Genomic DNA, 23477 nt, shown 5'->3' with positions numbered 1-23477 from the left:
CCTGTCGGTGATCAGGGGTTGTCGAAGTGGGCTCGGTCGGCGGCTTCGGTGCCTGCGGTCCAGCCTTCGGCGCTGCGGATGGTGATGCCTCGGGTACGGGCGGTGGGGAAGTAGGTGGCGAAGGCTTTGTCCACTCGTTGTCGGTGGATGGCCAGGACGGGGAGTAGGTGGGTGGGGTCGGGGGAGTCGGCGATGGTTGCTCGGGCGGCCTCGGCGAGGCGTTCGCCGACTCGCGTGGCATAGGCGGTGAGGTAGGCCTTGCGGTAGTGGCGGGAGCGGGATTCCTCGGTGGTGGCGTTGTCGATCATGGTGCGGGTGGCTTGGACGAGCAGGGAGGTGGACAGGATCTCCACGGCGTCGAGGTCGGGGTCGTCGCCGACGATCGTGACGAAACCCCAGTCGGCGACGAAGATCGCGCGGCAGCGGTTGGCTCGGGTCACCATGTCGATGAGCAGGGCTTTGGCGTCGGTGTAGGGGGTTTCCAGCCAGATGCGGCGGGCGGCGGGCAGGTCGGGGTCGGTGCGCTGGGTGTCGAGCAGGGCGCGGTCGATCGCGTACTTGGTCATGAGTTCTTGCGCCTTGGCGGACAGCGTTTCCGCTTCCTCGGCGAAGGACGTCGATTCGGCCTTGGCGAGGAGGCCACGGACTCGGCCGAGGGTCTTCTCGTCGACATGGTGGTGCGTGACGGTCTGCCTGCGGGTGCCGGGCAGTGCGACGATCTGCTCGAGTTTCGGGAGTTGGACGAGCAGGGCCAGGGCGGTCAGAGCTGAGGTGAGGGCCTCTTCGCGGGTGAGAAGCGCGCGGTCGGCCCACTGTTCGAGGTGGGGTTGCCCGGACGTCCACCAGACCGTGGCGCTCAGCTCGTCCAGTTGCGACTGCCAGATCTCGTCGACGGACTCGGCGGGGAAATCGGACCGGTGCTCGGCCATCAGATCGGTCAGGTAGCTCACCGCGAACTCGTCCACCCGTCTGCGCGCTGCCTCATGAACATCGCGGGGCAACCAGCCGAACTCGAAGGCGCGGGCGATGATTCGCTCAGCGGCGAGCTGAGCTCCGCCGCCCAGCCCGGCGCCCGCGACGTGTTCGGCGAATCGCCCGATCGCGTTCGTGTCGCCCTGGGCGGCGAGGAAGGCCACGGTCGCGATCGCGTCGGCCACCTGCGACCGGTCGCCCGACAACGCGGCATCGATCGGAAGTCCGGGAGCGGCTGCCGGTTTACGGCCTGTCCGGCGCCGACGATTCTGCTTGGCCAAGGGTTGCGCCGATCCTGTTCGTGGAGGTGCTACCCGTCACGGGGGTAGGCAGTGTTCGCGGCGTCCATTGTCGCGCATCGCTCCCGTACGGCCGCGTCGTCATCGGGCCCGCGTCGAATCGTCGAAGGCAGCTCGGTTGTTTCCTGCCGATCCTGGGTTCGTAATCGCTACTCGCCCAAGGGAACTGCTGAAAGAGGGTGTCGGAAGTCGGTCGGTGAGCTTAGGCTGGCGGGATGAGTTATCGGGGGATGGTTCTCGACGAACGAGCCGAACTGGTCGACCTGCTGCGGGGGTTGAGCGAGCAGGAATGGGAGACGCCGTCGCTGTGCGCGGGGTGGCGGGTTCGTGACGTCGTCGGGCACCTGTTGCAGGACACCCTGAGCCCGCTGGGCTACGCGGCCGTCGTGGTGAAGAGCCGTGGCTCGGTCAGCCGCACCAATAACGCGCTCGCGCAGTCGTTCGCGGAGCTGACGACCGCGCAGCTGGTGGACAAGCTCGAGACCGAGTCGGGTCGCCTGTCGAAGTACTCGCCCCGGTTGATGCTCTCCGACCTCGTCGTCCACCACCAGGACATCCGCCGTCCCCTCGGCCGCCCACGGACGATCCCCGCGGACCGTCTCATCGCGGTCCTGAACTACCCCGACCCCTTCGCCTTCCCGGCCAGGTACGCCAAGGGTCTGCGTTTCGTCGCCACCGACGTCGACTGGTCCTCCGGCGACGGTCCGGAAGTGCGCGGCCCCGGCGAGGCCATCGCCCTGGCCGTGGTCGGCCGCACGGCCGCGCTCGCCGACCTCACCGGCGGCGGACTCCCCGAACTCCGCCGCCGCCTCGGCTGACTACTTCAGCAGTGGGGAATCGAGTGCGCGCGCGAGCCGACGGCCCCCACCTCGGTCAGTTCGTCGGCGCAGGTCGGCCGGGTCAGCGCCGCAGTGTGGTCGCGGTATCCGTCCGCGACAGTTTGTCCGGATTGCGGACCGAGTAGAGGCCGGTGACGAGGCCGTCGTCGACGCGCACCGCGAAGACCGTGTCGATCACGCCGTCGAGTCGCAGGATCAGGGCCGGGTGGCCGTTGAGCTGTGCCGATTCGACAGTCATCGCCGCGCCGATCCTCGGCACACTGGCGGTGAGCAAGGCGGCGACCAGGTCGGCCCCGACGATGGGCGACAGCGCGGCCTGCTTGATTCCGCCGCCGTCGCCGAGGAACACGACATCCGGTGCGAGCAGGTCGAGCAGATTCTGGAGATCGCCGGTCTCGATCGCCCGCTGGAATGCCGCGAGCGCATCGCGGGATTCGCTCGCCGACACGATGCCGCGCGGTCGGCGGGCTGCGACGTGGGCGCGCGCCCGGTATGCCAGCTGGCGGACGGCGGCCGGGCTCTTGTCGACGGCCTCGGCGATCTCGTCGTAGTCCAGATCGAATACTTCGCGCAGCACGAACACCGCCCTTTCGATCGGCGTCAGCGTCTCCAGGACGAGCAGCATCGCCATCGAGACGCTCTCGGCCAACTCGACGTCCTCGGCGATGTCAGGCGTGGTCAGCAGCGGTTCGGGCAGCCAGGGGCCGACATAGGACTCCCGGCGCCGACCCAGCGCGCGCAACCGATCGAGTGACCGGCGGGTCGTGATCCTGACCAGATACGCGCGCTGGTCGCGCACCGCGTCGAGATCGACGCCCACCCACCGCAGCCAGGTCTCCTGGAGCACGTCCTCGGCGTCGGCAGCCGAGCCGAGCATCTCGTAAGCGACCGTGAACAGCAGATTGCGATGGGCGACGAACACCTCCGTCGCCGGGTCCTTCGCTGTGCCCTCGGGCTGCGGCGCCATGGGTCACTCCCTTTCCACTCGGATGTATCGCCCATCAGACGTCGGCCGACGCCGTCGCGTAACACCGATCCGCAGTGGCGTGGATCACGTCGACGAGCTGTTACGGAGGTCCGGTCGCCGCCGTCTCATGGTCGTTCGATTCAGCACCAGCAGTGAGGAACACGTCATGGAACCCCGATTCAACCTTTTCGGCACCGAGGTCGGCGCCACGTTCGGCAAGCGGTTCGGCAACGCCAGCCTGGCACTGATCCGGTCGACCCTGCCGAAAGCCACCCAGGACCTGGTGATGCTGCGCGTCAGCCAGATCAACGGCTGCGGCTACTGCACCGACGCGCACAGCAAGGATCTGGCCCACTCCGGGCAGTCCGCGACGCGGATCAATCTCGTTGCCGCCTGGCGTGAGTCGACGGTGTTCACCGATGCGGAACGGGCGGCGCTGGCGCTGGCGGAGGAAGGTACCCGCGTCGCCGATGCCGCGCAGGGAGTGTCCGACGAGACCTGGGCCCAGGTGCGGGAGTACTACGACGACGAGCAGCTCGCCGCCTTGGTCGCGGTGGTGGCCCAGATCAACGCCGCCAACCGGCTCGGTGTCATCCTGCGCCAGCAGGGCGGTGCCTACGAGCCCGGCGCGTTCGACGCCGCGGCAGGCTGAGCGAATCGTGGCAGGCCCGGGTCCCCGGATCCGGACCGACCCGCTCGACGCGCCGAGCGGTTGTGCGCGGGGTTCGCGTGACACGGGCCTCACCGGCGCGGACCGTTGCGGGAGCGGCGGCACAGACCTACTAGTCTGAATGCGTGAGTCTTGTGCTGTTGCCCGCTGTCGATGTCGCCAATGGTGAGGCCGTGCGCCTTGTGCAAGGGGAGGCCGGTAGCGAAACGAGCTATGGGTCGCCTCGGGACGCGGCGTTGGCGTGGCAGCAAGCGGGGGCCGAGTGGGTGCATCTGGTCGATCTCGACGCGGCCTTCGGCAAGGGGAGCAATCGCGAACTGATCGCTCAGGTCGTCGGTGAACTCGACGTGAAGGTCGAGCTGTCCGGTGGTATCCGCGACGACGATTCGCTGAAGGCGGCGCTGGCCACCGGGTGCGCGCGGGTGAACATCGGCACCGCGGCGATCGAGAATCCGCAGTGGTGCGCGCGAGTGCTCGGCGAGTACGGCGACCGGATCGCGGTGGGACTCGACGTCAAGCAGATCGACGGCCAGTGGCGGTTGCGCGGTCGCGGCTGGGTGACCGACGGCGGCGACCTGTGGGAGGTGCTCGAACGCCTCGAGCGCGACGGATGTGCGCGCTATGTGGTCACCGACGTCTCCAAGGACGGCACGCTCACCGGCCCCAACCTCGAGCTGCTGAGCGAGGTCGCCAACGCCGCCGAGGCACCGGTGGTCGCCTCCGGCGGCATCTCGGTGCTCGACGACCTCGTCGCCATCGCCGGCCTGGCCGACGACGGTGTGGAGGGCGCGATCATCGGCAAGGCGTTGTACGCGGGCCGCTTCACGCTGCCCGAAGCTCTGGCCGCGGTGCGCTGACACCGCCGATGACCGCCGCGCCGAGCACCGCCGAACTGACCGACCTGCTGACCGTCGCCACCCAGATCCTGGACGGCGTGGTCCCGCGTTTCGTCGAAGGACTCGGCGCGCCGAGCGCGGTGACCAAGGGCCGCAACGACTTCGCCACCGAACTCGATCTCGAGCTGGAACGCACCATCTCCGCCGAACTCCAGCAGCGGACCGGCATCGCGGTCCACGGCGAGGAATTCGGCGGACCGGCGCTCACCTCGGGCACGGCCTGGGTGCTCGATCCGATCGACGGCACCTTCAACTACTCCTCGGGCCACCCGATGTCGGGCACCCTGCTGGCTCTGGTGCACGAAGGCGAGCCGGTGATCGGCCTGACCTGGCTGCCCATGCTGGGTCGCCGCTACGCCGCGGTGACCGGTGGACCGTTGTACCTCGACGGTGTGGCATTGCCACCGCTGGAACCGGGCAAGCTCGCCGACTCCATGATCGGATTCGGCGCCTTCAACCTCGACTCGGCGGGTCGCATCCCCGGCCAGTTCCGGTTCGACCTGCTCGGTGCACTGAGCCGGTTGTCCTCGCGGGTGCGGATGCACGGCGCCACCGGCATCGACCTGGCGTTCACCGCCTCGGGGGTGCTCGGCGGCGCGGTCGTGTTCGGGCACCATCCGTGGGACAACGCGGCCGGGGTCGCGCTGGTGCGCGCCGCGGGTGGCGTGGTCACCGACCTCGCGGGCGCGCCGTGGACGATCACGTCCGGTTCGGTGCTGGCCGCCGCGCCGGGCGTGCACGAAGAACTGCTGGAAATGATTTGCACCGTCAGCGAAGAAGAACGAGGGTGAACCCCATGACACCGCGTACCGACGAACGACCCGGCACCACCGCGCCGAGCACCTTGGCGGTCCGCGTGATCCCGTGTCTGGATGTCGACGCGGGTCGCGTGGTCAAGGGCGTCAACTTCCAGAACCTGCGCGACGCGGGCGATCCGGTGGAACTGGCCGCGACCTACGACGCTCAGGGCGCCGACGAACTGACCTTCCTCGACGTTACCGCCTCCACCGGTGACCGCGGCACCATGCTCGACGTGGTGACCCGCACCGCCGAACAGATCTTCATCCCGCTCACCGTCGGCGGTGGGGTACGCACGGTCGAGGATGTCGACCGGCTGCTGCGCGCCGGCGCGGACAAGGTATCGGTGAACACCGCCGCCATCGCACGCCCCGAGGTGCTGTTCGAGATGTCGCAACGCTTCGGCGCCCAGTGCATCGTGCTCTCGGTCGACGCGCGCACCGTGCCCGACGGTCAGCCCGACACCCCGTCCGGCTGGGAGGTCACCACCCACGGCGGCAAGCGTGGCACCGGCATCGACGCTGTCGAATGGGCCGTCCGCGGCGCCGAACTCGGTGTGGGCGAGATCCTGCTGAACTCGATGGACGCCGACGGCACCAAGGCCGGTTTCGACCTGCCGATGATCACTGCCGTGCGCGCCGCGGTGCGCGTTCCGGTGATCGCCAGCGGCGGCGCGGGCGCGGTCGACCACTTCCCGCCCGCTGTCCACGCGGGCGCCGACGCGGTCCTCGCCGCGAGCGTCTTCCACTTCGGCGACCTCACCATCGGCCAGGTGAAGAACGCGATGCGCGCGGACGGCATCACCGTCCGCTGACACCGGTTGCGGTGGCCAGCCGAATTCACCTGGCGCCGAACGAATTCGGCGTCACAGCACGATGATCCGACGGAACGCATCGACCGAGCGCCAACGGTGAGCTGGTCGCAGGCAATGGAATCATCGTGCGTGGATCGCGATGATCTCCGTTGCCGCCGACGTTGATGCGGGGATGAGCATCGGAATCGCGTTGTCCCCGTTCGTCCTCGACAACTCCGCCAACGCCGTGGACACGGCCGTCGACCTGGGCGGAGTCGCCGCCGAGGTCGGGCTGAGTTCGGTGTGGTTGGGACAGGCCTTCAGTAGTGACGCGATCGTGTTGGCGGCGTTGATCGGTCGGTCGGTGCCCGGGATCGAAGTGGGGACGTCGGTCGTTCCGGTGCCGGGCAGGCATCCGCTGCTGGTGGCCGGTCAGGCGCAGACCGCGCAGGCGGCGACCGGTGGACGGTTCGTGCTGGGGTTGGGGCTCGGCGCTCGGTCGCTGTCCGAACGCGCGTTCGGTGGGCCGTTCGACCGGCCCGGCCTCCGGCTGCGTGAATTCCTCACGGCGCTGCGGTCGATTCTCGACACCGGTGCAGTGGACTTCCGCGGTGAGACGGTGACCGCCGCCAGTCCGATGCCCGCGGCGGTGGCGGGTGCCGACCCGACAGTGCCGGTGCTGGTCGCGGCCATGGGGCCGCAGGCGCTGCGAGCCACCGGCGAACTGGCCGACGGCACGTTGCCCTTCCTGGTCGGTCCCGAGGCGCTGGCCGAACACATCGTCGCGCCGTTGACCGCCGCCGCGACGGCCGCGGGCAGGCCGCACCCCCGCATCGTGGCGATGGTGCCCGGCGTCGTGACCGCCGACGTCGCCGCGGCCCGGAGCATCGCCGAGACGAAAACCGCCTTCTACGACACGATTCCGTCGTACCAGCGAGTGGTCGCGCTGTCGGGCGCCCAGCGGGCCGCCGAACTCGTGGTGATCGGCGACGAGGAGACGGTCGCCGCCCGCGTGGCCGACTACTTCGCCGCGGGCGCCACCGATGTGGTGTTCTCCCAGACCGACCTCACCACACCCGAGGATCAGCAGCGCACCTGGCGGCTGCTCGGTGAGCTCAATCGCGCCCGCTGATCTGGCGTCACAACCCCATCTCGGCGGCGATGATCGTGCGCAGCACTTCGCTGGTGCCACCCACGATCCGATCGATGCGGTGGTCGGCGTAGAGGCGGGCGATGGGGGAGTCCGCGAGATAGCCGACCCCGCCGTGCAATTGGAGGCAGCGGTCGATCACCCGCCCGGCCGACTCGGTGCAGAACAGCTTCGCCGAGGCCGCGTCGGCGGGGGTCAGGTCGCCGCGGTCGTGGGCGGCGAGCGCGCGGTCGACCACCGCCTCGATCGCGTCGACCTCGGCCCGGCAGGCGGCCAGCTCGAACGTGGTGTTCTGGAAGCTCGCCACCGAGTGGGTGAACGCGGTGCGCTCGGCGGTGAAGCTGTGCGCGAAACGCACCGCGGCCCTGGCCTGCGCGTGGGCGCCGACGGCGATGGTGAGCCGTTCGCGTGGCAGCTGTGCGGCGAGATGGTCGTCGCCACGGTGCGCGGCACCGAGCCGATCGGTCACCGGCACCCGCACATCGGTGAAGGTGAGTTGAACTATGTCGCAGACCTTTCGGCCGAGAGTGTCGAGGGCGCGCCCGACGCGGTAGCCGGGGGCGGCGCTGTCGACGACCAGCAGGGACAGGCCGTAGGTGGGGTCGTCCGCGCTCGGGGGCGCGGTACGCGCGCACACGATGACGCGGTCGGCGTGCACGCCCCCGATGACGTAGGTCTTCGAACCGTTGAGCAGGTATTCGCTGCCGTCCAGCGACAGGGGCGCGGTGGTACGCATGCCCGACGGCTCCGTACCGGTGCCGGGTTCGGCGACCGCGAGCGCGAACATCGTTTCGCCGGTGACGAATCCGGGCAACCAGCGCTGCCGCTGTTCGGCGGTCGCCAGGTCGTTGATCAGGGGCAGACAGCGGGACACGTGGGCGCTGGAGCCGCCGAAAGACACCGCGGCGCGCGCGATCTCCTCGGTGAGCACCGCCCGGTACCGGAACGAGTCCAGGCCGCATCCGCCGTGTTCGACGGGCGCCTCCATGCCGAGGATCCCGAGTTCGCCCAGCCGGTAATAGAATTCGCGCGGCACCAGTCCGTCGTCGTACCACTTGCCGAAACTCGGCACGACCTCGGCATCGATGAACGCGCGCATCGCCGCACGGAAGGCGCGGTGCTCGGCATCGAAAACTGTTCTGCGCATGGGGAATCCTTACCGGCCGGAAACGGCCACGAGCCGGCCCGCCCGACGCGGTGATCGGGTGGGCCGGCGAGACGGCGGTGCGTACTACTTCGGCGGTGTGGGGACCGCGGGGTCCTTGCAGTAGGCGCCGAGTTCGGCCGGGCACGGCGCGAGAATGGTCGAGAAGTACTGGTAGGCCGAGAACAGCGCCAGCGGACCGCCGACGGTGACCAGACCGATCATCGTGCCGACCGCACCGAGCGTGGCCGCGCCGAGCACGCAACCGGCCACGGTGGCGCCGACCCACGGCACCAGCAGCACGATCACCGGGCTGGCGATGGTGGCGCCCGCGGCACCGCCGACCAGGCAACCGATGCCACCGCCGACCACCGCGCCGACGATGGCCGCCACGGCGCCACCGACGCCGAGGCGCTGGCTGAGAACCCCGAGCGCGGCCTGATCGCGCGGGGTGAAGGACTCGGCGATCTGCTGCGCGGCCACGTCCTGGGTGATCAGGTTCGTCGCCGGGGCCACCGGAGTGCCGCCCTCCTTGGACGGGGTCAGGGTCGCGGTTCCGCCGTCGACGGTGGCGGCGATCGGGAACACCTTGTCGTCCATGCGGTAGGTCAGCGGCAGGGCGGCGACCGGGGTGCCGGCGCCGGTGGTGAGCACGAGCTGGCCGTCGACGACCTGCAGCTTGCCGTCGGTGGACAGCACCGCGGAGTCACCCTGCCTACTCACCTCGTAGCGCACCTCGGTCTGTGGTGCGGGATCGGCGTTGCCGGTCCCGGTACTGACACACAGGGCCAATGCGGTCATCGCCGCCGTGGCCAGAGTGGTTGACATCTTCATCTGTGATCCTCATCGATCGGGGTACTTCGGACGAGCCGCGCACGCTGGGACGCGCTGCGCAACGAGGGAGGGGGTGGCTACTTGCCCGCGGTGTCGATCAGACCGCCGTCGGTGAGCGACCAGTGCTCGCCGACGAAGGTCTGGATGCCGACCGCTTCGAGCGGATAGCCGTCGTTCGCACCGGTTTTCATCGCGATGCCCGGCAGCATCAGGTCGGCGGAGACGTTGTCCAGCGAGCGCATCGCGTCGCGCAGGCCCTCGCGGGTCGGGCACTTCGCCGCGTCCATGGTCTTGCGGAAGCTCTCGGCCATCGTCCATCCGGCCATCGCGTGCTGGTTCTCGGGATCGGCGCCGGGGGCGTACTGCGTCAGCTTGGACCGGTAGGTCTGCATGCCCGCGTCCGTGGCCCAGCGCGGATCGGCCGCGTCCTTGAGGAACGCCGCGGTCACCGTGCCCTGGACGTTGGGCAGCCCCACCGGGCGCAGGGTGGCCATGGTGTTGGAGACCACGGCGAGTACGTGCAACGGATTCCAGTCAGCGTTGCGCACGTCGGCGGCCAGCGCCTGCGAGGCGAACTTCGGGGTCGAGAAGTTCAGCAGCACATCGGCTTTGGAGTTGGCGAGGTTGCGCACCTGGGCATCGACGGTGGGGTCGGTGACCTCGAAGCTCTGTTCGGCGATCACCTTCACCCCGCTGCCCGCGACGCCCTCGGTGAACGCCGCGAGGAGGTCCTTGCCGAAGTCGTCGTTCTGGTAGAGCACCGCCACGGTGGCGTTGGGCCGCTGCGCTTTCACGTACTGCGCGTAGGCCAGCCCCTCGGTGCGGTAGCTGGGCTGCCAGCCGATGGTCCACGGGTGCTCGGTGCCGGCACCGAATTTGTTCGCCCCGGTGGCGACGAAGACCTGGGGCACCTTGCGCTGGTTGAGGTAGTCGGTGACCGCCGAAGAGGTTGCCGTGCCGAGGGTTTGGAAGACCGCGAACACCTGGTCCTGTTCGACCAGGCGACGGGTCTCTTCGACCGTCTTCGGCGGCTGGTAGCCGTCGTCGCGGACGATGTACTCGACCTTGCGTCCATCGATGCCGCCCTGCTCGGCGTTGATGTAGTCGAAGTAGGCCTTGGCGCCCTTGGGGACCTCGCTGTAGGCCGAGGCCGGACCCGACAGCGGGTACGCCCCGCCGAGTTTGATGGTGCTGTCGGTGATACCGGTGGTCTGTTGGCCCTGGCAGTCGCCTTGACCGACGGAGCCGGTCTCCTCGCCACGACCACCACACGCGGTGAGGGTCGCGAGAAGCGCGGCCGTCACACCGATGGAGCGGATTGCCCTAGTGCGCATGAGTTTTCCCTTTCCGGACACGATGTCCGAGCCATTGCGTCCACTGGGTGGCCAGGCCGGCCAAACCCTTCGGCGCGAGGTACATGACCGCGATGATCAGCAGTCCGAAGATGACGCCGGGTGCGGCCTGGTTGACGTCCTGGGCGAAACTGGGCACGAACATCACGAACAGTCCGCCCAGCAGCGGGCCCCAGGTGGTGCCGAGCCCGCCGACGACCAGTCCGGCCAGCAGCGTGATCGACAGCGTCAGCGCGAAGGAGTCGGGCGAGACGAACGCGATCACCCAGGTGTAGACACAGCCGGCCACACCGGCCAGCAGCGCGCTCCAGGCGAAGGCGAGCGTCTTGTAGTGCGCCAGGTTCACCCCGAGCACCTCGGCGGCGATCTCGTTGTCGCGCATCGCGTGCAGGGCCCGCCCGACTCGCGAGCGCAGCATTCCGGCGACCAGCACGAAGCCGATCACGGTGGTGGCCAGGGCCAGGAAATACAGCCACTGGTCCTCGGCGAGGCCGGTCCACGCGGGCGGCACCGGCTTGTCGACAACGAGTCCCATCGAGCCGCCGGTCAGGTCGTCGAACCGCTTGAGCAGGGGGACCAGGAAGATCGCGATGGCCAGGGTGACCAGCGCCAGGTACAGCCCGCGCAGTCGCAACGCCGGGACGCCGAGGGCGAAACCGAGTACGAAGGTGATGGCCGCGGCGATCGGGATGGTCGCGAAATACGGTACGTCCCAGCGCTGCATCGCGATCGCGGCGGTGTAGGCGCCGACCGCGAAGAACGCACCGTGGCCCAATGAGATCTGGCCGGTGTGACCGACCAGCAGGTTCAGCCCGAGCAGGGTGACCGCGTAGATCATCGCCATGGCCAGCTGGAAGGTGTGGAACGGCACCAGCTGGAACGGGGCCGCGCAGGCGAGCAGCAGTAGCGCTGCCGTCGCGAGCAGTGGCCACCGGATGGCACTGATACGAGCTGAGACGGAAGTATTCTGTGGGACAGCCAGTGTCGTGGTCACTGGCTTTTCGGTGAGTTTCACTTCGCTCATACTCTTTCCACCGCCGCGTGTCCGAACAGACCTTGCGGGCGCAGCAAGAGCACGCCCAGGATGATCACCAGCGGCACGCCGATCTTGAGTTCGGTGCCGATCGCGTCGACGTAAGCGCCGGTGAGGGTTTCGGCGACGCCGACGATCAGACCGCCCGCCACCGCGCCGCCGGGGGAGTCGAACCCGCCCAGCGTCGCCGCCGCGAAGGCGTAGATGAGGACTCCGCCCATCATGTTGGGTTCGAGGAACAGCAGCGGCGCCGACAGCACGCCTGACACCGCCCCGACCAGCGCGGCCAGTCCCCAGCCGAGCGCGAGCACGGTGCCGACCCGGATACCGACGAGTTTGGCCGACTGCGGGTTACACGCCACGGCACGCATGGCGAGCCCGATCCTGGTGTAGCGGAACAGCAGATACAGCAGCGCCATGACCACGCCGACGACGAGCAGGACGCCGAGACTGCCGTAGCCCACACTCAGCCCGCCACCACGCAGAGCCCCCTCCGGGAAGGGATTCGGGAACGATTTGGTCTGATACGACCAGATCCAGCCCGCGGTGGCGTGGATGGTGAAGAACAGTCCGACGGTGACGATCACCAGGGTGATCTCGGGTGCGCCCTCGACCGGCCGGATCACCACTCGTTCGATCAGCATGCCGCCGGCGAACGAAATGGCGAGAGTGAGGATCAGCGCCGCCCAGAACGGCATGATCTGGCTCAGCTGCCAGGCCAGGAACGCCGAGAACATGGCCAGCTCACCCTGGGCGAAATTGACGATCCCGGTGAATCGGTAGATGAGCACCAGTGCCAGCGCGAGACCCGCGTAGATCGCGCCCGCGGACAGACCCTCGACGAGTTGCTGCAGGAATTCGATCACGGCTTCACCTGGATTCCCAGGTAGGAGCGGGTGACCTGCTCATCGGCCCTGATCTGCTCGGCGGTGCCCGACAAGACGATGCGCCCGGTTTCCAGGACGTGCGCCTGCTGGGCGACACCGAGCGCCAGGTGGGCGTTCTGTTCGACGACGATCACCGTGGTGCGTTCCTCCTCGTTGATGGTGGCGACGATCCCGAACAACTCCTGGGTGACCAGCGGTGAGAGGCCGAGTGAGGGTTCGTCGAGCAGCAGCATGCGTGGCCGCAGCATCAGCGCCCGGCCGATGGCGAGCATCTGCTGCTGGCCGCCGGACAGGCCGCCCGCGGCGTCGCGTTGTTTGTCGCGCAGGATCGGGAAGTAGTCGTAGACGCGGCGCAGGTCGGTTTCGACGGCGGCGCGGTCACGGCGGGGGTAGGCGCCCAGGCGCAGGTTCTCTTCGACGGTGAGCGGGGCGAAGGTACCGCGCCCCTCGGGAACATGGGCCACGCCGAGGCGCGCCATCGATTCCGGTGCGCGACCCGATACTTCGTCACCGTCGAGGAGCAGGCTGCCGCGAACCTTGATCATCCCGCACAGGGCGCGCAGCAGGGTGGTCTTGCCGGCGCCGTTGGGGCCGAGGATCGCGCACACGGTGCCCTGCTGGACCGAGAAGCTGACGCCGTGCAGGACTTTCGCCGCACCGTAACCGGCATGCAGATCGGTGACCGTCAAGAACGCGTCGTCGGCCGTCGGCCAGTGCTCGCTCATGCCGAAGCCCCCAGATAGGCGCGAATGACGGCCGGATCCTGCTGTACCGCTTCGGGTTCGCCCTCGGCGATCACCTGGCCGAACTCGAGGCAGATCACCCGATCGCAGGTGCCCATCACGAAACCCATGTGGTGTTCGACGACGATCACGGTCAGCGCGAGGTCGGCTTGCAGGGTGCGCAGGCGGTGAGCGAATTCGTCGACTTCTCCGTGGCTCAAGCCGTTCACGGGTTCGTCGAGCAGCAGCAGTTGTGGCCGCACCGCCAGCGCTCTGGCGAGTTCGATGCGTTTGAGGGTGCCGAAAGGCAGACCGGAAGCCGGGTGGTCGGCGACCGCGGTCAGGTCGAGGCGCTCGAGCAGTTCATCGGCTTCGGCGCGCAGCACCTTTTCCTCCCTGCGGATCTTCGGCAACCGCAGTCCGGCTGACACGAAGCCCGCGCAGGCTCGGTGGTGCGCACCCACGAGGACGTTCTCGCGCACCGAGAGACGGGGGAACAGGCCCAGGTTCTGGAAAGTGCGGGCGATGCCGAGCGCGGCCAGCGCGTCGGGCCGCACCGTGGACAGATCGGTGTCGAGGTAACGCATGGTGCCCGACGTCAGCCGGTTGCGCCGGGTCATGCAGTTGAACAGGGTGGTCTTGCCTGCGCCGTTGGGTCCGATCAGGCCGACCATCTCGCCGGAAGCGACCGTGAACCCGACGTCCTGTAAAGCGGTGATACCGCCGAAGCGCACCGTCAGGTTGGTTATCTCGAGCATGCGACGAACACTAAGACCGCAGGTCGGAGCCCACATCGGACGTTGTGGACCAAGAACTCGACCGGTGCTCGTCCGCTGCGGACAGTGTGACGTGGTTGACACTGTGAGCGCGCGCATGCACACTCCCGGAACATGTCAGCTGGATCACGTTTATCCGTTTCGACCGAGTCTGATCAGGTGCGGGCCGAGCGTCACCGGATAGCGGGTGCGGCGTACGACCACGCCGATGAGATCGCCGACGACGTGATGGCCAAGATCCGCGCCGAGCTGCCCGGCTACGCCACCGCGGGCCCCGGTCTGCTCGACGATGTGCACGATCAGCTCGCCCGGCTGAGCCGCACCGGGCTCGGCGCCTTGCTCGAGCACCGACGTGTCTGCCCGTCCGACGTCGCCTACGCGCGGCAGGCGGCGGCGCGACGGGCCCGCACCGGGCTGCCGCTGGTCGACTACATCGCGGCGTTTCGCCTCGGCCAGCGTGCCATCTGGAAAACGCTGCTCGCGCACGCGGGCGATTCCGAGGCAGGTCAGGCGGCCGTGCTGTCGCTGGCGGGGCCGCTGGCCCGCTACACCGATCTGATCAGCACCCAGGCCACCGACGCGTATCTGGAGTTCCAGCAGTACGTGGCCGCCGAATCCGGGCGCGACTCGCAGGCGCTGATGGACGCGCTGCTCGACGGTGCGCTGCCGGCGAGCGGTCCGCATCTGTCGGTGGCCACCGCGCACGGAATCGGGGCCGAACGTACCGCGCCGGTGGTGGTGATCACCGCGGTCGTGCTCGATCGGGCGGAACGCAACGAGGATTCGTCCGAAAGACTCGGTCAGGCAAGGCAATTGGTGTCCGCGGCGATGGCTCGGTGCACGGTCAACGGATTGCGGACGCTGTCGGTGGTCCGCGGATCCGAGATCGTCGCCGTGCCCGCGCTCGGTGCGGGCGACGCCGCCGACGGATTGTGCGAGCGGCTGCGCGTGATGCGCGACGAGCTGGGCGCCGAGGGCCTCACGTTGGCCGTCGGGGTGAGCACCGCGGTCACCGAGGTCGCCCAGATTCCACGTGCCTACCGGCAGGCGCAGGCCGCGCTCGAGCTCCTGCCCGAAGGCGGCGGGGTACTCGCGTTACCGCAGCTCACGCCCTTCAAATATCTGCTCCTGCGCGCCGATGACACCACCCGTCAGCTGGTGGACCCCCGCATCGGGAGCGCACTGGCCGAGGACCGCGTTCGTGGCGGGACATTGGCCGAGACGATCCGCGCGTTCGCCGCCGCCGACATGAATCTGCGCGAAGCCGCCGACACCCTCCACATCCACCTCAATACGGCCAAGTACCGGCTCGGCCGGATCCAGGAACTCACCGGTCGCAATGTGCGCAGCGTGAACGACCTGGTGGAACTGCTGGTGGCCATCGAACTGGCTGCTGTTATAAACGAGGCATGAGCCTCGACCCCGCCATCGCCGCCCGCCTCAAGCGCACCGAGGACGGACTGATCGCCGCGATCGCACAGGAAAAGGCCACCGGCGACGTGCTGATGATGGCCTGGATGGACGACGAGGCGCTGGCCCGCACGCTGGAAACCCGCAAGGCGACCTACTATTCGCGTTCGCGTCAGCAGTACTGGGTCAAGGGCGAGACCTCCGGGCACACCCAGTACGTGCACGAGGTGCGCCTGGATTGCGACGGCGACACGCTGCTGCTGATCGTCGATCAGGAGGGCGCGGCCTGCCACACCGGCACTCACACCTGCTTCGACACCGACGTACTGCTCGCCATCGGCTAGTCGCCGTCTTCGACGAGGATCCGGTTCAGCCGGTCGGACAGGGATTCCCCGAGTACCGCGAGTTGCGCGGTCTGCTGATCGGTGAGACCGTCCAGAACGAGCCTGCGTACGGCGTCCACGTAGCCGGGGGCCGCCTCGATCACCTTCTCGAAACCGGCGTCGGTGAGAACCGCGTACACCCCGCGTCGGCCCGCGGTGGTGTCGCGGCGCACCCAGCCGATGCGTTCCAGCTTCGAGACCACATGCGAGAGTCGCGATAGCGACGCATTTGCCTTGTGGGCGAGATCACTCAGTTGCAGCCGGTGTCCCGCCTCCTCGGAGAGCAGGCTGAGTACCCGGAACTCGAAATGGGTGAGGCCGGACTCGCGCTGCAACCGGGTGTCCAGTGCGCCGGGAATCCGGGTCATGAGCGCGACGATCGCCTGCCATGCGCGTTGTTCGACGGGGTCGAGCCACTGAGTCATCGCCGGTACTGCCTCGCGGCCGGACGGCGGACATGGTGGAGTGAGGCGCGCACACGAAAGAGTTTGCCACGACGTCGCTGTGGCGTCCGGGAGTTGGCGGTGGTCGTGAGGTCACTCACATCACCGCGGGGTGCGGGCGAGGGCTACCGATCGCCGGTCATCGGCGGCGTAGCGGGCGCCGGTTCCTGCGCCGCGGCCTTGGCGGCCTTGTGACGGCTGAATCCACGCTTGCCCATCAGCGCGATCACCAGCGCGAACACCACCGCCGCGATGATGGCGCCGACCAGGCAGGCGCCGCGGAACGCCGGCGCGTCGACGTCCAGAATTCGCTGACCCGCGTGTGCGGCATTGTTGCCGCCGAGCACGATCGTCAACGTCATCAGATTCGGCAGCGAGCAGGCCAGCGCGACGATCACCGCCGCGCCCGCCATGAACTTGCCGCCCTTGCGCTTCCACACCCGCACCGCGAATATCAGCAGCAACAGCGGCAGCAAGGTGAACACGAAGCCGTACACCAGCCCCCACCAGATGCCCGAGCTGAAACTGCCGTGCACGGTGTTGGCCAGCCGCTGTGCCCACCACCGGGGGATGAACGAGGACAGGATGAAGTAGGCGGCCACCAGCACCACCACCGTGGCGAGGGTCATGATCGCCCGGTTACGCCATACGACGGCCGTGGGCTTCTGACCGCTCGACTGCACCTCGCCGGTTGTCATCTGCCCAGCGTAAGTGCGTCGAGGTCGCCGGGCGCCGATCCGCCGCCCGGCGATTCGCCGACCGGTACTACTCGGGAGTGATGCTGCGCTTGCGCAGGAAGGCCAGCGCTTCGTCGGCATGCACGGCCGCCCGCAGCTCACCGGTGACGATCTCGAGAATCGTGCGGTCGGTGTCGATGATGAAGGTGTGTCGCTTGACCGGGGCGAGTTTGCCCAGCAGTCCACGCTTCACGCCGAACGCGGCGGCGACCGCGCCGTCGCTGTCGGACAGCACCGGGTAGTCGAGGCGCTGCTTGGTGGCGAAACCGGCCTGCACCTCGGTGCTGTCGGTGCTGATACCGACACACGAGGCGCCCAGCGCGGCGAACTCGCCGCTCAGATCACGGAAGTGGCAGGCCTCGGCGGTGCACACCGGAGTGTTGGCGGCGGGGTAGAAGAAGAGCACCACCGGTCCGTCGGCGAGCAAGCCGTCGAGCGAGCGGAGCTGGGCGGACTGATCGGGGAGCTCGAATTGCGGAGCGCGCTGGCCTGGCTGCATGCCCAGACAGTAACGACCGGCGGCCGAGTAAGGAAGATCCCCGTTCGCGTCCACGAACGGGGATCTGGGGTCCTATTGCCCGAGCAGTGCCGCGATGTCGGGATTGCGGATCTGCATCACGTCGAGGATGCCGTGCGCGCGCAAGAGTGGTTCCAGCTCGCGGATGCGATCGCTGTGCCCGGCGTACTCGTCGGGGAAATTCTTCTTGTCGAGGTCCTGGATGGCCTTGGCGTAGGTGACGAACGAATTGATCGCGCTCGTCGCCACCGCCTGCTGGCCGGGACCGAAGTGCTGCTGCGACGGGACGGCCAGCCGGCCGTCCTGTGCGCCCTGCTGCGAGGGGTACACCATTGCTCCTCTCGGAAAGGGGATTACCGCATGCGACATGGAACGCGCGCGAGTGTAGTGATGCCGGTCACCGCCCGATTCGGCGCGGGGTCGGGTCCGCGCGCGTCGGCGACGGCACGCCTGGGATGATGGGCCCATGCAGGGCGCGTCGACACCAACCACCACGACCCGCGAACAGTTCCGGCTGCTCGCCGCCGAGCACCGGGTCGTCCCGGTGACCCGAAAGGTGCTGGCGGACTCCGAAACTCCGCTCTCGGCCTACTCCAAACTGGCCGGCGACCGGCCGGGCACCTTCCTGTTCGAATCCGCGGAGAACGGGCGCTCGTGGTCGCGCTGGTCGTTCATCGGCGCGGGCAGCCCGTCGGCACTGACCGTGGTCGACGGCGAAGCCGCCTGGCTCGGCACGGTGCCCGTCGACGCACCCACCGGCGGTGACCCGCTGCGCGTGCTGCACGACACCCTCGAACTGCTGCGCACCGAACGGCTGCCCGGGCTGCCGCCGCTCACCGGCGGCATGGTCGGCTTTCTCGGCTACGACGCGGTGCGCCGGATCGAACGTCTGCCCGAGCTCGCCACCGACGATCTGCGGCTGCCCGAACTGGTCCTCATGCTGGCCACCGATCTGGCCGCGTTCGACCACCACGAAGGCGCGATCACCCTCATCGCCAACGCGGTGAACTGGGACGGCACCGACTCCCGGGTCGACGAGGCCTACGACGACGCGCTCGCCCGGCTCGACCGGATGACCGCCGCGCTGGCGACCCCCGCGCCCTCCACGGTATCGATCTTCGGCCAGCCCGAACCGCAGTTCCTGCGCAGGCGCACCACTGAGGAATTCGGTACCGGCGTGCGCCGCCTGATCAAGGAGATCGAGGCGGGTGAGGCGTTCCAGGTGGTGCTCTCGCAGCGCTTCGAAATGGACTACACCGGCTCCCCGCTGGCGGTCTACCGCATGCTGCGGGCCTCGAACCCGAGTCCGTACATGTATCTGATGCACATCCCCGACGGCGAGGGCGGCACCGCGTTCTCGATCGTCGGCTCGAGTCCCGAATCGCTGGTCACCGTGAAAGACGGGGTAGCCACGACACACCCGATCGCGGGCACCCGCTGGCGTGGCGAGAGCGCCGAGGACGACATCCTGCTCGAGAAGGACCTGCTGGCCGACGAGAAGGAGAACGCCGAGCACCTGATGCTCGTCGACCTCGGTCGCAACGATCTGGGCCGGGTCTGCCGTCCCGGCACGGTGAAGGTGACCCAGTACCGCCACGTCGAGCGGTACAGCCACGTGATGCACCTGGTCTCGACGGTGTCCGGGCAGCTCGCCGAGGGCAAGATCGCACTCGACGCGGTGCGTGCCTGCTTCCCCGCCGGCACGTTGTCGGGTGCGCCGAAGGTACGGGCGATGGAACTGATCGAGGAGCTGGAACCGACCCGGCGCGGCGTCTACGGCGGCGTGGTCGGCTACCTCGACTTCGCCGGCGACGCCGACACCGCCATCGCCATCCGCACCGCCCTGCTCAAGGACGGCACCGCCTACGTCCAGGCGGGCGCGGGCGTGGTCGCCGACTCCGATCCGGTCTACGAGGACACCGAGGCCCGCAACAAGGCCATGGCGGTGCTCAAGGCGATCGCGGCGGCGCAGACCCTGCGCACCTACGAAGGCGGGGACCTGTGACGGCCACGCCCGGAGCAGACCACACCGATTCCGTCGACCCGGCGGACTCCTCGAACGACGGCCCGAACTCGTCCGCCGCACGTCCCGCCGACGCGGCGAGCGTGCAGGCCGACCATTCCGCCAGAGCCACGGCGGCGAAGCCGATCGTGCCGGTTGTGTTGCTCGCGCTGGCGGCAGCGGGGCTGTGGGCGTCTTCGCGGATGACGTGGGTGACGGTGTACTCGGCCGACGGCCTCACCGAACCGCGCACCGACGACCTCAACGGTGGTGTGTGGTTCGGCGCGCTCACCCCGCTCGCGCTGGTGCTGGTCGCCTCGATCGCGGCGGTGTTCGCGGTCAAGGGTGTGCTGCGGCAGTTGCTCGGGGTAGTGATCTCGGTCGTGGCCGCGGCCGCCGCGGTGCCGGGGTTCGCGCTGGCCGTCGGCGCGGGCAGGACCGCCGACCGGGCGGGCACGCTGGCCGAGCTGCCGGTGCGCGCGGTGGTCAGCTCCGCCGACACCCACCTGGGTCCCGCGATCCTGTCGATCGTCGCGGCGAGCCTGGCACTGGCCGCGGGCATCCTGCTCACCCGGCGCACCGGCGAACGCACCGAGGAGGTCTCCGACCGATACGACAACCCGGTGTTCCGCAAGGCCGACGCCAGCGCCGCGGTGAGCAAGCAGAACGCGGAGACCGGATCTGCGGCGCCGCTGTCGGACCGGGTGCTGTGGGACGCGCTCGACGCGGGCACCGACCCGACCGATACCCCGGACACTCCCGGCGCCGACCGCGGTCCGGCCGGGGAGAACAAGTGACCGGCAGCACCCCCGCCGCAGTGACACGCGCGGCGGGCATTTATTCTTTACCAGCATCGGTGAGACAGCGCCCGAGGGGACTCTCGGGCGAGAAGTGCGTCTCCCCAGAAAGGATTCGAGCCAGATGACGGTACTCGACTCGATTCTCGACGGGGTCCGAGCGGATGTTGCCGCTCGCGAAGCCCTCCTCGATTTTCAAGCGATCAAAGCTGCTGCCGCCGCGGTCAAGGGACCGCTGGACGCACACGCCGCGCTGCACGAGGACGGAATCGGTGTCATCGCGGAAGTGAAGCGAGCCAGCCCCTCCAAGGGCGCGCTCGCCGACATTCCCGATCCCGCCGTGCTGGCCAAGGCCTACGAAGACGGGGGCGCGCGCATCATCAGCGTGCTCACCGAGGGCCGCCGCTTCGGTGGATCGCTCGACGATCTCGACGCCGTGCGCGCCGCCGTGAACATCCCGGTGCTGCGCAAGGACTTCGTCGTCGGCCCGTACCAGATCCACGAGGCCCGTGCCCACGGCGCCGATGTGATCCTGCTGATCGTGGCCGCGCTCGAACAGGACGTGCTCGCCTCGCTGATCGACCGCACCGAATCCCTCGGCATGACCGCCCTGGTGGAGGTGCACACCGAGGAAGAGGCCGATCGCGCCCTCGAAGCCGGTGCGACGGTGATCGGCATCAACGCGCGCAACCTCAAGACCCTCGAGGTCGACCGCGATGTGTTCGCGCGGATCGCGCCCGGCCTGCCCTCGGAGGTCATCCGGGTGGCCGAGTCCGGTATCCGCGGCACCGCCGACCTGCTGGCCTACGCCGGTGCGGGCGCCGATGCCGTGCTCGTCGGCGAAGGCCTGGTGACCAGCGGTAACCCGCGTTCGGCCGTGTCCGAACTGGTGACCGCCGGCACGCACCCGTCCTGCCCGAAGCCGGCCCGACGGAGCATCCGGTGACGGTGCTTCCCCCGGCGAGCGCCGGTGTCGCCCAGCACTCCGAGTACGAACCCGACGCGGGCGGCCACTTCGGCGTATACGGCGGACGGCACGTCCCCGAGGCGCTGATGGCCGTGATCGAAGAGGTCACCGCCGAGTACGACAAGATCCGCACCGATCGCGGCTTCCTCGACGAGCTCGACCGGCTGCAGCGCGACTACACCGGCCGTCCGTCGCCGGTGTTCGAATGCACCCGGTTGGCCGCGCACGCGGGTGGCGCGCGGATCTTCCTCAAGCGTGAGGACCTCAACCACACCGGCTCGCACAAGATCAACAATGTGCTCGGTCAGGCGTTGCTCGCCAAGCGGATGGGCAAGACACGCGTCATCGCCGAGACCGGAGCGGGCCAGCACGGCGTCGCGACGGCTACCGCGTGCGCGCTGCTCGGCCTCGACTGCGTGGTCTACATGGGTGCGGTCGACACCGCCCGCCAGGCGCTCAACGTGGCCCGCATGCGGCTGCTCGGCGCCGAGGTGATCCCGGTGACCTCGGGTTCGCAGACGCTCAAGGACGCGATCAACGAGGCGTTGCGCGACTGGGTGACCCACGCCGACGACACGTTCTACTGCTTCGGCACCGCCGCCGGTCCGCACCCGTTCCCGCTGCTGGTCCGTGATTTCCAGCGCGTGATCGGCTTGGAGGCGCGCGAGCAGATCCAGCTTCCGGCGCAAGCGGGCAGGCTGCCCGACGCCGTCGTGGCCTGCGTGGGCGGCGGTTCCAACGCCATCGGCATCTTCCATGCCTTCATCCCCGATGCGGGCGTGCGCCTCGTCGGTTTCGAGGCGGCCGGTGACGGCGTCGAAACCGGGCGCCACGCCGCCACCTTCACCGGTGGCACGCCCGGTGCGTTCCAGGGCGCCTACTCGTACCTGTTGCAGGACGAAGACGGCCAGACCATCGAATCGCATTCGATCTCGGCCGGACTCGACTACCCGGGCGTGGGCCCCGAGCACGCCCACCTCAAGGACATCGGCCGCGCCGAATACCGGCCGATCACCGACACCGAGGCGATGGACGCGCTGCTGCTGCTCTCGCGCACCGAGGGCATCATCCCGGCGATCGAGTCCGCGCACGCGGTGGCGGGTGCGCTGAAGCTGGGCGTGGAGCTCGGCGAGGGCGCGGTCATCCTGGTCAACCTGTCCGGTCGCGGTGACAAGGACATGGACACGGCGGGGCGCTGGTTCGGTCTGTTCGACGACGATGCCGAGGAGCACCAACAGTGAGTCAGCAGTCGCGTCTTGCGAACACCTTCGCCGCGGCCCGCAGCGAGGGCCGGGCCGCCCTGATCGGCTATCTGCCCGCCGGTTATCCCGATCTCGCCGGCTCCATCGCCGCGTGCCGTGCGCTCGTCGAATCCGGCTGTGACATCGTCGAAGTCGGCGTCGCCTACTCCGATCCCGTGATGGACGGCCCGGTCATCCAGGCCGCCGCCGAGCAGGCGCTGCGCAGCGGGGTGCGGGTGCGCGATGTGTTCTCCGTCGTCGAGGCGATCGCCGATGCCGGTGGGCAGGCCGTGGTGATGAGCTACTGGAACCCGGTGCTCAAATACGGCGTCGACACCTTCGCCCGCGATCTCGCCGCGGCCGGTGGCGCCGGCATCATCACGCCGAACCTGATCCCCGACGAGGCCGACGACTGGTTCGTCGCCTCGGCCACGCACAATCTGGATCGCATCTTCCTGGTCGCGCCGTCGTCGACCGAAGAGCGTCTGGTCAAGACCCTCGAGGCCTCCCGCGGCTTCATCTACGCGGCCTCGACCATGGGTGTGACCGGTGCCCGCGACGCGGTCTCCTCGGCCGCGCCCGCGCTGTGCTCGCGCATCCGCGCGCACTCCGACATCCCGATCGGCGTCGGCCTCGGCGTGCGCTCGGGGGCGCAGGCCGCCGAGATCGCCGCGTACGCCGACGGCGTGATCGTCGGCTCGGCGCTGGTCTCGGCCGTGCCGGAGGGTCTCGACGCGGTGCGCGCACTGACGGCCGAACTGGCCGAGGGCGTGCGTTCGGCGACCGTTCGCTCCTAGCAGTTCGTACGATGGGCCCGGCCGCTGATCCGCGGCCGGGCCCATCGCTCG

26 protein-coding genes are annotated in these 23477 nt (G+C 69.0%); 13 read left to right on the top strand and 13 right to left on the bottom strand.

The annotated features are described in order from the left end of the window. Window positions 1–11: 11 nt before the first annotated feature. Window positions 12–1253 carry a DUF2786 domain-containing protein gene (locus tag ACWFRF_RS32025; protein WP_452453847.1) on the bottom strand — a complete coding sequence of 414 codons (1242 nt, stop codon included), beginning with the start codon at window positions 1251–1253 and terminating at the stop codon, window positions 12–14. Window positions 1254–1486: 233 nt separating this feature from the next. Here ACWFRF_RS32025 and ACWFRF_RS32020 point away from each other — a divergent pair, with 233 nt between their 5' ends. Continuing rightward, window positions 1487–2089: a maleylpyruvate isomerase family mycothiol-dependent enzyme gene (locus ACWFRF_RS32020; protein ID WP_379311907.1), complete on the top strand. Its 603-nt coding sequence runs from the start codon at window positions 1487–1489 to the stop codon at window positions 2087–2089. 82 nt (window positions 2090–2171) lie between these two features. On the opposite strand, the gene ACWFRF_RS32015 is transcribed toward ACWFRF_RS32020, so the two are convergent. After that, window positions 2172–3077, bottom strand: coding sequence for an RNA polymerase sigma-70 factor (locus tag ACWFRF_RS32015; RefSeq protein ID WP_452453845.1), 906 nt, complete (start codon window positions 3075–3077; stop codon window positions 2172–2174). Between the two features lie 166 nt (window positions 3078–3243). Between ACWFRF_RS32015 and ACWFRF_RS32010 the strand changes: the two genes are divergently transcribed. The 5 genes from ACWFRF_RS32010 (at window position 3244) to ACWFRF_RS31990 (ending at window position 7366) form a co-directional block, all read left to right on the top strand. Continuing rightward, a complete protein-coding gene (locus tag ACWFRF_RS32010; protein WP_452453843.1) occupies window positions 3244–3729 on the top strand; it encodes a carboxymuconolactone decarboxylase family protein in 486 nt (161 codons plus the stop codon). 143 nt (window positions 3730–3872) lie between these two features. Further along, window positions 3873–4604 (top strand): bifunctional 1-(5-phosphoribosyl)-5-((5-phosphoribosylamino)methylideneamino)imidazole-4-carboxamide isomerase/phosphoribosylanthranilate isomerase PriA, encoded by a 732-nt coding sequence (gene priA, locus ACWFRF_RS32005; protein ID WP_378637223.1) that lies wholly within the window; start codon window positions 3873–3875, stop codon window positions 4602–4604. An 8-nt stretch (window positions 4605–4612) separates the two neighbouring features. Next, complete coding sequence (locus ACWFRF_RS32000; RefSeq protein ID WP_378995711.1) at window positions 4613–5434, top strand: inositol monophosphatase family protein; 822 nt, start codon at window positions 4613–4615, stop codon at window positions 5432–5434. Window positions 5435–5439: 5 nt separating this feature from the next. Continuing rightward, entirely contained in the window at window positions 5440–6255 is an 816-nt protein-coding gene (gene hisF, locus ACWFRF_RS31995; RefSeq protein WP_378995708.1) for an imidazole glycerol phosphate synthase subunit HisF, read from the top strand. 172 nt (window positions 6256–6427) lie between these two features. Further along, window positions 6428–7366, top strand: a complete 939-nt coding sequence (locus ACWFRF_RS31990; RefSeq protein ID WP_452453840.1) for a TIGR03564 family F420-dependent LLM class oxidoreductase — start codon at window positions 6428–6430, stop codon at window positions 7364–7366. Window positions 7367–7373: 7 nt separating this feature from the next. Here the strand turns inward: ACWFRF_RS31990 and ACWFRF_RS31985 are convergent, their stop codons facing one another. The 7 genes from ACWFRF_RS31985 to ACWFRF_RS31955 form a co-directional block, all read right to left on the bottom strand. After that, window positions 7374–8531, bottom strand: a complete 1158-nt coding sequence (locus ACWFRF_RS31985) for an acyl-CoA dehydrogenase family protein (protein ID WP_452453838.1) — start codon at window positions 8529–8531, stop codon at window positions 7374–7376. 84 nt (window positions 8532–8615) lie between these two features. After that, window positions 8616–9362, bottom strand: a complete 747-nt coding sequence (locus tag ACWFRF_RS31980) for a hypothetical protein (RefSeq protein WP_452453836.1) — start codon at window positions 9360–9362, stop codon at window positions 8616–8618. Between the two features lie 77 nt (window positions 9363–9439). Then, window positions 9440–10696: an ABC transporter substrate-binding protein gene (locus ACWFRF_RS31975; RefSeq protein WP_378995700.1), complete on the bottom strand. Its 1257-nt coding sequence runs from the start codon at window positions 10694–10696 to the stop codon at window positions 9440–9442. Next, window positions 10686–11738 (bottom strand): branched-chain amino acid ABC transporter permease, encoded by a 1053-nt coding sequence (locus ACWFRF_RS31970; protein WP_452453834.1) that lies wholly within the window; start codon window positions 11736–11738, stop codon window positions 10686–10688. The genes ACWFRF_RS31975 and ACWFRF_RS31970 overlap by 11 nt, the downstream gene beginning before the upstream one ends. Further along, window positions 11735–12613, bottom strand: a complete 879-nt coding sequence (locus ACWFRF_RS31965; RefSeq protein ID WP_378995695.1) for a branched-chain amino acid ABC transporter permease — start codon at window positions 12611–12613, stop codon at window positions 11735–11737. The genes ACWFRF_RS31970 and ACWFRF_RS31965 overlap by 4 nt, the downstream gene beginning before the upstream one ends. After that, window positions 12610–13359: an ABC transporter ATP-binding protein gene (locus tag ACWFRF_RS31960; RefSeq protein WP_379311899.1), complete on the bottom strand. Its 750-nt coding sequence runs from the start codon at window positions 13357–13359 to the stop codon at window positions 12610–12612. The genes ACWFRF_RS31965 and ACWFRF_RS31960 overlap by 4 nt, the downstream gene beginning before the upstream one ends. After that, window positions 13356–14114: an ABC transporter ATP-binding protein gene (locus ACWFRF_RS31955; RefSeq protein ID WP_452453831.1), complete on the bottom strand. Its 759-nt coding sequence runs from the start codon at window positions 14112–14114 to the stop codon at window positions 13356–13358. The genes ACWFRF_RS31960 and ACWFRF_RS31955 overlap by 4 nt, the downstream gene beginning before the upstream one ends. Before the next feature lie 177 nt (window positions 14115–14291). Here ACWFRF_RS31955 and ACWFRF_RS31950 point away from each other — a divergent pair, with 177 nt between their 5' ends. Then, complete coding sequence (locus tag ACWFRF_RS31950) at window positions 14292–15545, top strand: PucR family transcriptional regulator (protein ID WP_379311897.1); 1254 nt, start codon at window positions 14292–14294, stop codon at window positions 15543–15545. Then, complete coding sequence (gene hisI / locus ACWFRF_RS31945; RefSeq protein ID WP_378995685.1) at window positions 15542–15886, top strand: phosphoribosyl-AMP cyclohydrolase; 345 nt, start codon at window positions 15542–15544, stop codon at window positions 15884–15886. The genes ACWFRF_RS31950 and hisI overlap by 4 nt, the downstream gene beginning before the upstream one ends. On the opposite strand, the gene ACWFRF_RS31940 is transcribed toward hisI, so the two are convergent. The 4 genes from ACWFRF_RS31940 to ACWFRF_RS31925 form a co-directional block, all read right to left on the bottom strand. After that, the gene (locus ACWFRF_RS31940) at window positions 15883–16350 is read right to left on the bottom strand and encodes a MarR family winged helix-turn-helix transcriptional regulator (RefSeq protein ID WP_378995683.1); all 468 of its coding nucleotides are present in this window, start codon (window positions 16348–16350) and stop codon (window positions 15883–15885) included. The two genes, hisI and ACWFRF_RS31940, sit on opposite strands and share 4 nt — an antisense overlap. 143 nt (window positions 16351–16493) lie before the next feature. Beyond that, window positions 16494–17066 carry a permease gene (locus ACWFRF_RS31935; protein WP_378995681.1) on the bottom strand — a complete coding sequence of 191 codons (573 nt, stop codon included), beginning with the start codon at window positions 17064–17066 and terminating at the stop codon, window positions 16494–16496. 67 nt (window positions 17067–17133) lie between these two features. Further along, on the bottom strand, window positions 17134–17604 hold the full coding sequence (locus tag ACWFRF_RS31930; RefSeq protein WP_378995679.1) for a peroxiredoxin: 471 nt from the start codon (window positions 17602–17604) through the stop codon (window positions 17134–17136). Between the two features lie 72 nt (window positions 17605–17676). Beyond that, window positions 17677–17955, bottom strand: a complete 279-nt coding sequence (locus ACWFRF_RS31925; protein ID WP_378995677.1) for a hypothetical protein — start codon at window positions 17953–17955, stop codon at window positions 17677–17679. Between the two features lie 133 nt (window positions 17956–18088). Between ACWFRF_RS31925 and ACWFRF_RS31920 the strand changes: the two genes are divergently transcribed. From ACWFRF_RS31920 to trpA, 5 genes are all read left to right on the top strand, one after another. Then, window positions 18089–19627, top strand: a complete 1539-nt coding sequence (locus tag ACWFRF_RS31920; protein WP_452453827.1) for an anthranilate synthase component I — start codon at window positions 18089–18091, stop codon at window positions 19625–19627. Further along, window positions 19624–20421: a TIGR02234 family membrane protein gene (locus tag ACWFRF_RS31915; protein WP_378995673.1), complete on the top strand. Its 798-nt coding sequence runs from the start codon at window positions 19624–19626 to the stop codon at window positions 20419–20421. The genes ACWFRF_RS31920 and ACWFRF_RS31915 overlap by 4 nt, the downstream gene beginning before the upstream one ends. A 124-nt stretch (window positions 20422–20545) precedes the next feature. Then, window positions 20546–21367, top strand: coding sequence for an indole-3-glycerol phosphate synthase TrpC (gene trpC / locus ACWFRF_RS31910; RefSeq protein WP_056824640.1), 822 nt, complete (start codon window positions 20546–20548; stop codon window positions 21365–21367). Beyond that, window positions 21364–22629 carry a tryptophan synthase subunit beta gene (gene trpB / locus ACWFRF_RS31905; protein WP_378637181.1) on the top strand — a complete coding sequence of 422 codons (1266 nt, stop codon included), beginning with the start codon at window positions 21364–21366 and terminating at the stop codon, window positions 22627–22629. Before trpC ends, trpB begins: the two co-directional genes overlap by 4 nt. Beyond that, the gene (trpA, locus tag ACWFRF_RS31900) at window positions 22626–23426 is read left to right on the top strand and encodes a tryptophan synthase subunit alpha (RefSeq protein ID WP_378637179.1); all 801 of its coding nucleotides are present in this window, start codon (window positions 22626–22628) and stop codon (window positions 23424–23426) included. Before trpB ends, trpA begins: the two co-directional genes overlap by 4 nt. Window positions 23427–23477: the final 51 nt, after the last annotated feature.

The organism is Nocardia sp. NPDC055165 (assembly GCF_053606985.1).
This window is presented reverse-complemented; position numbering and strand designations above follow the sequence as displayed.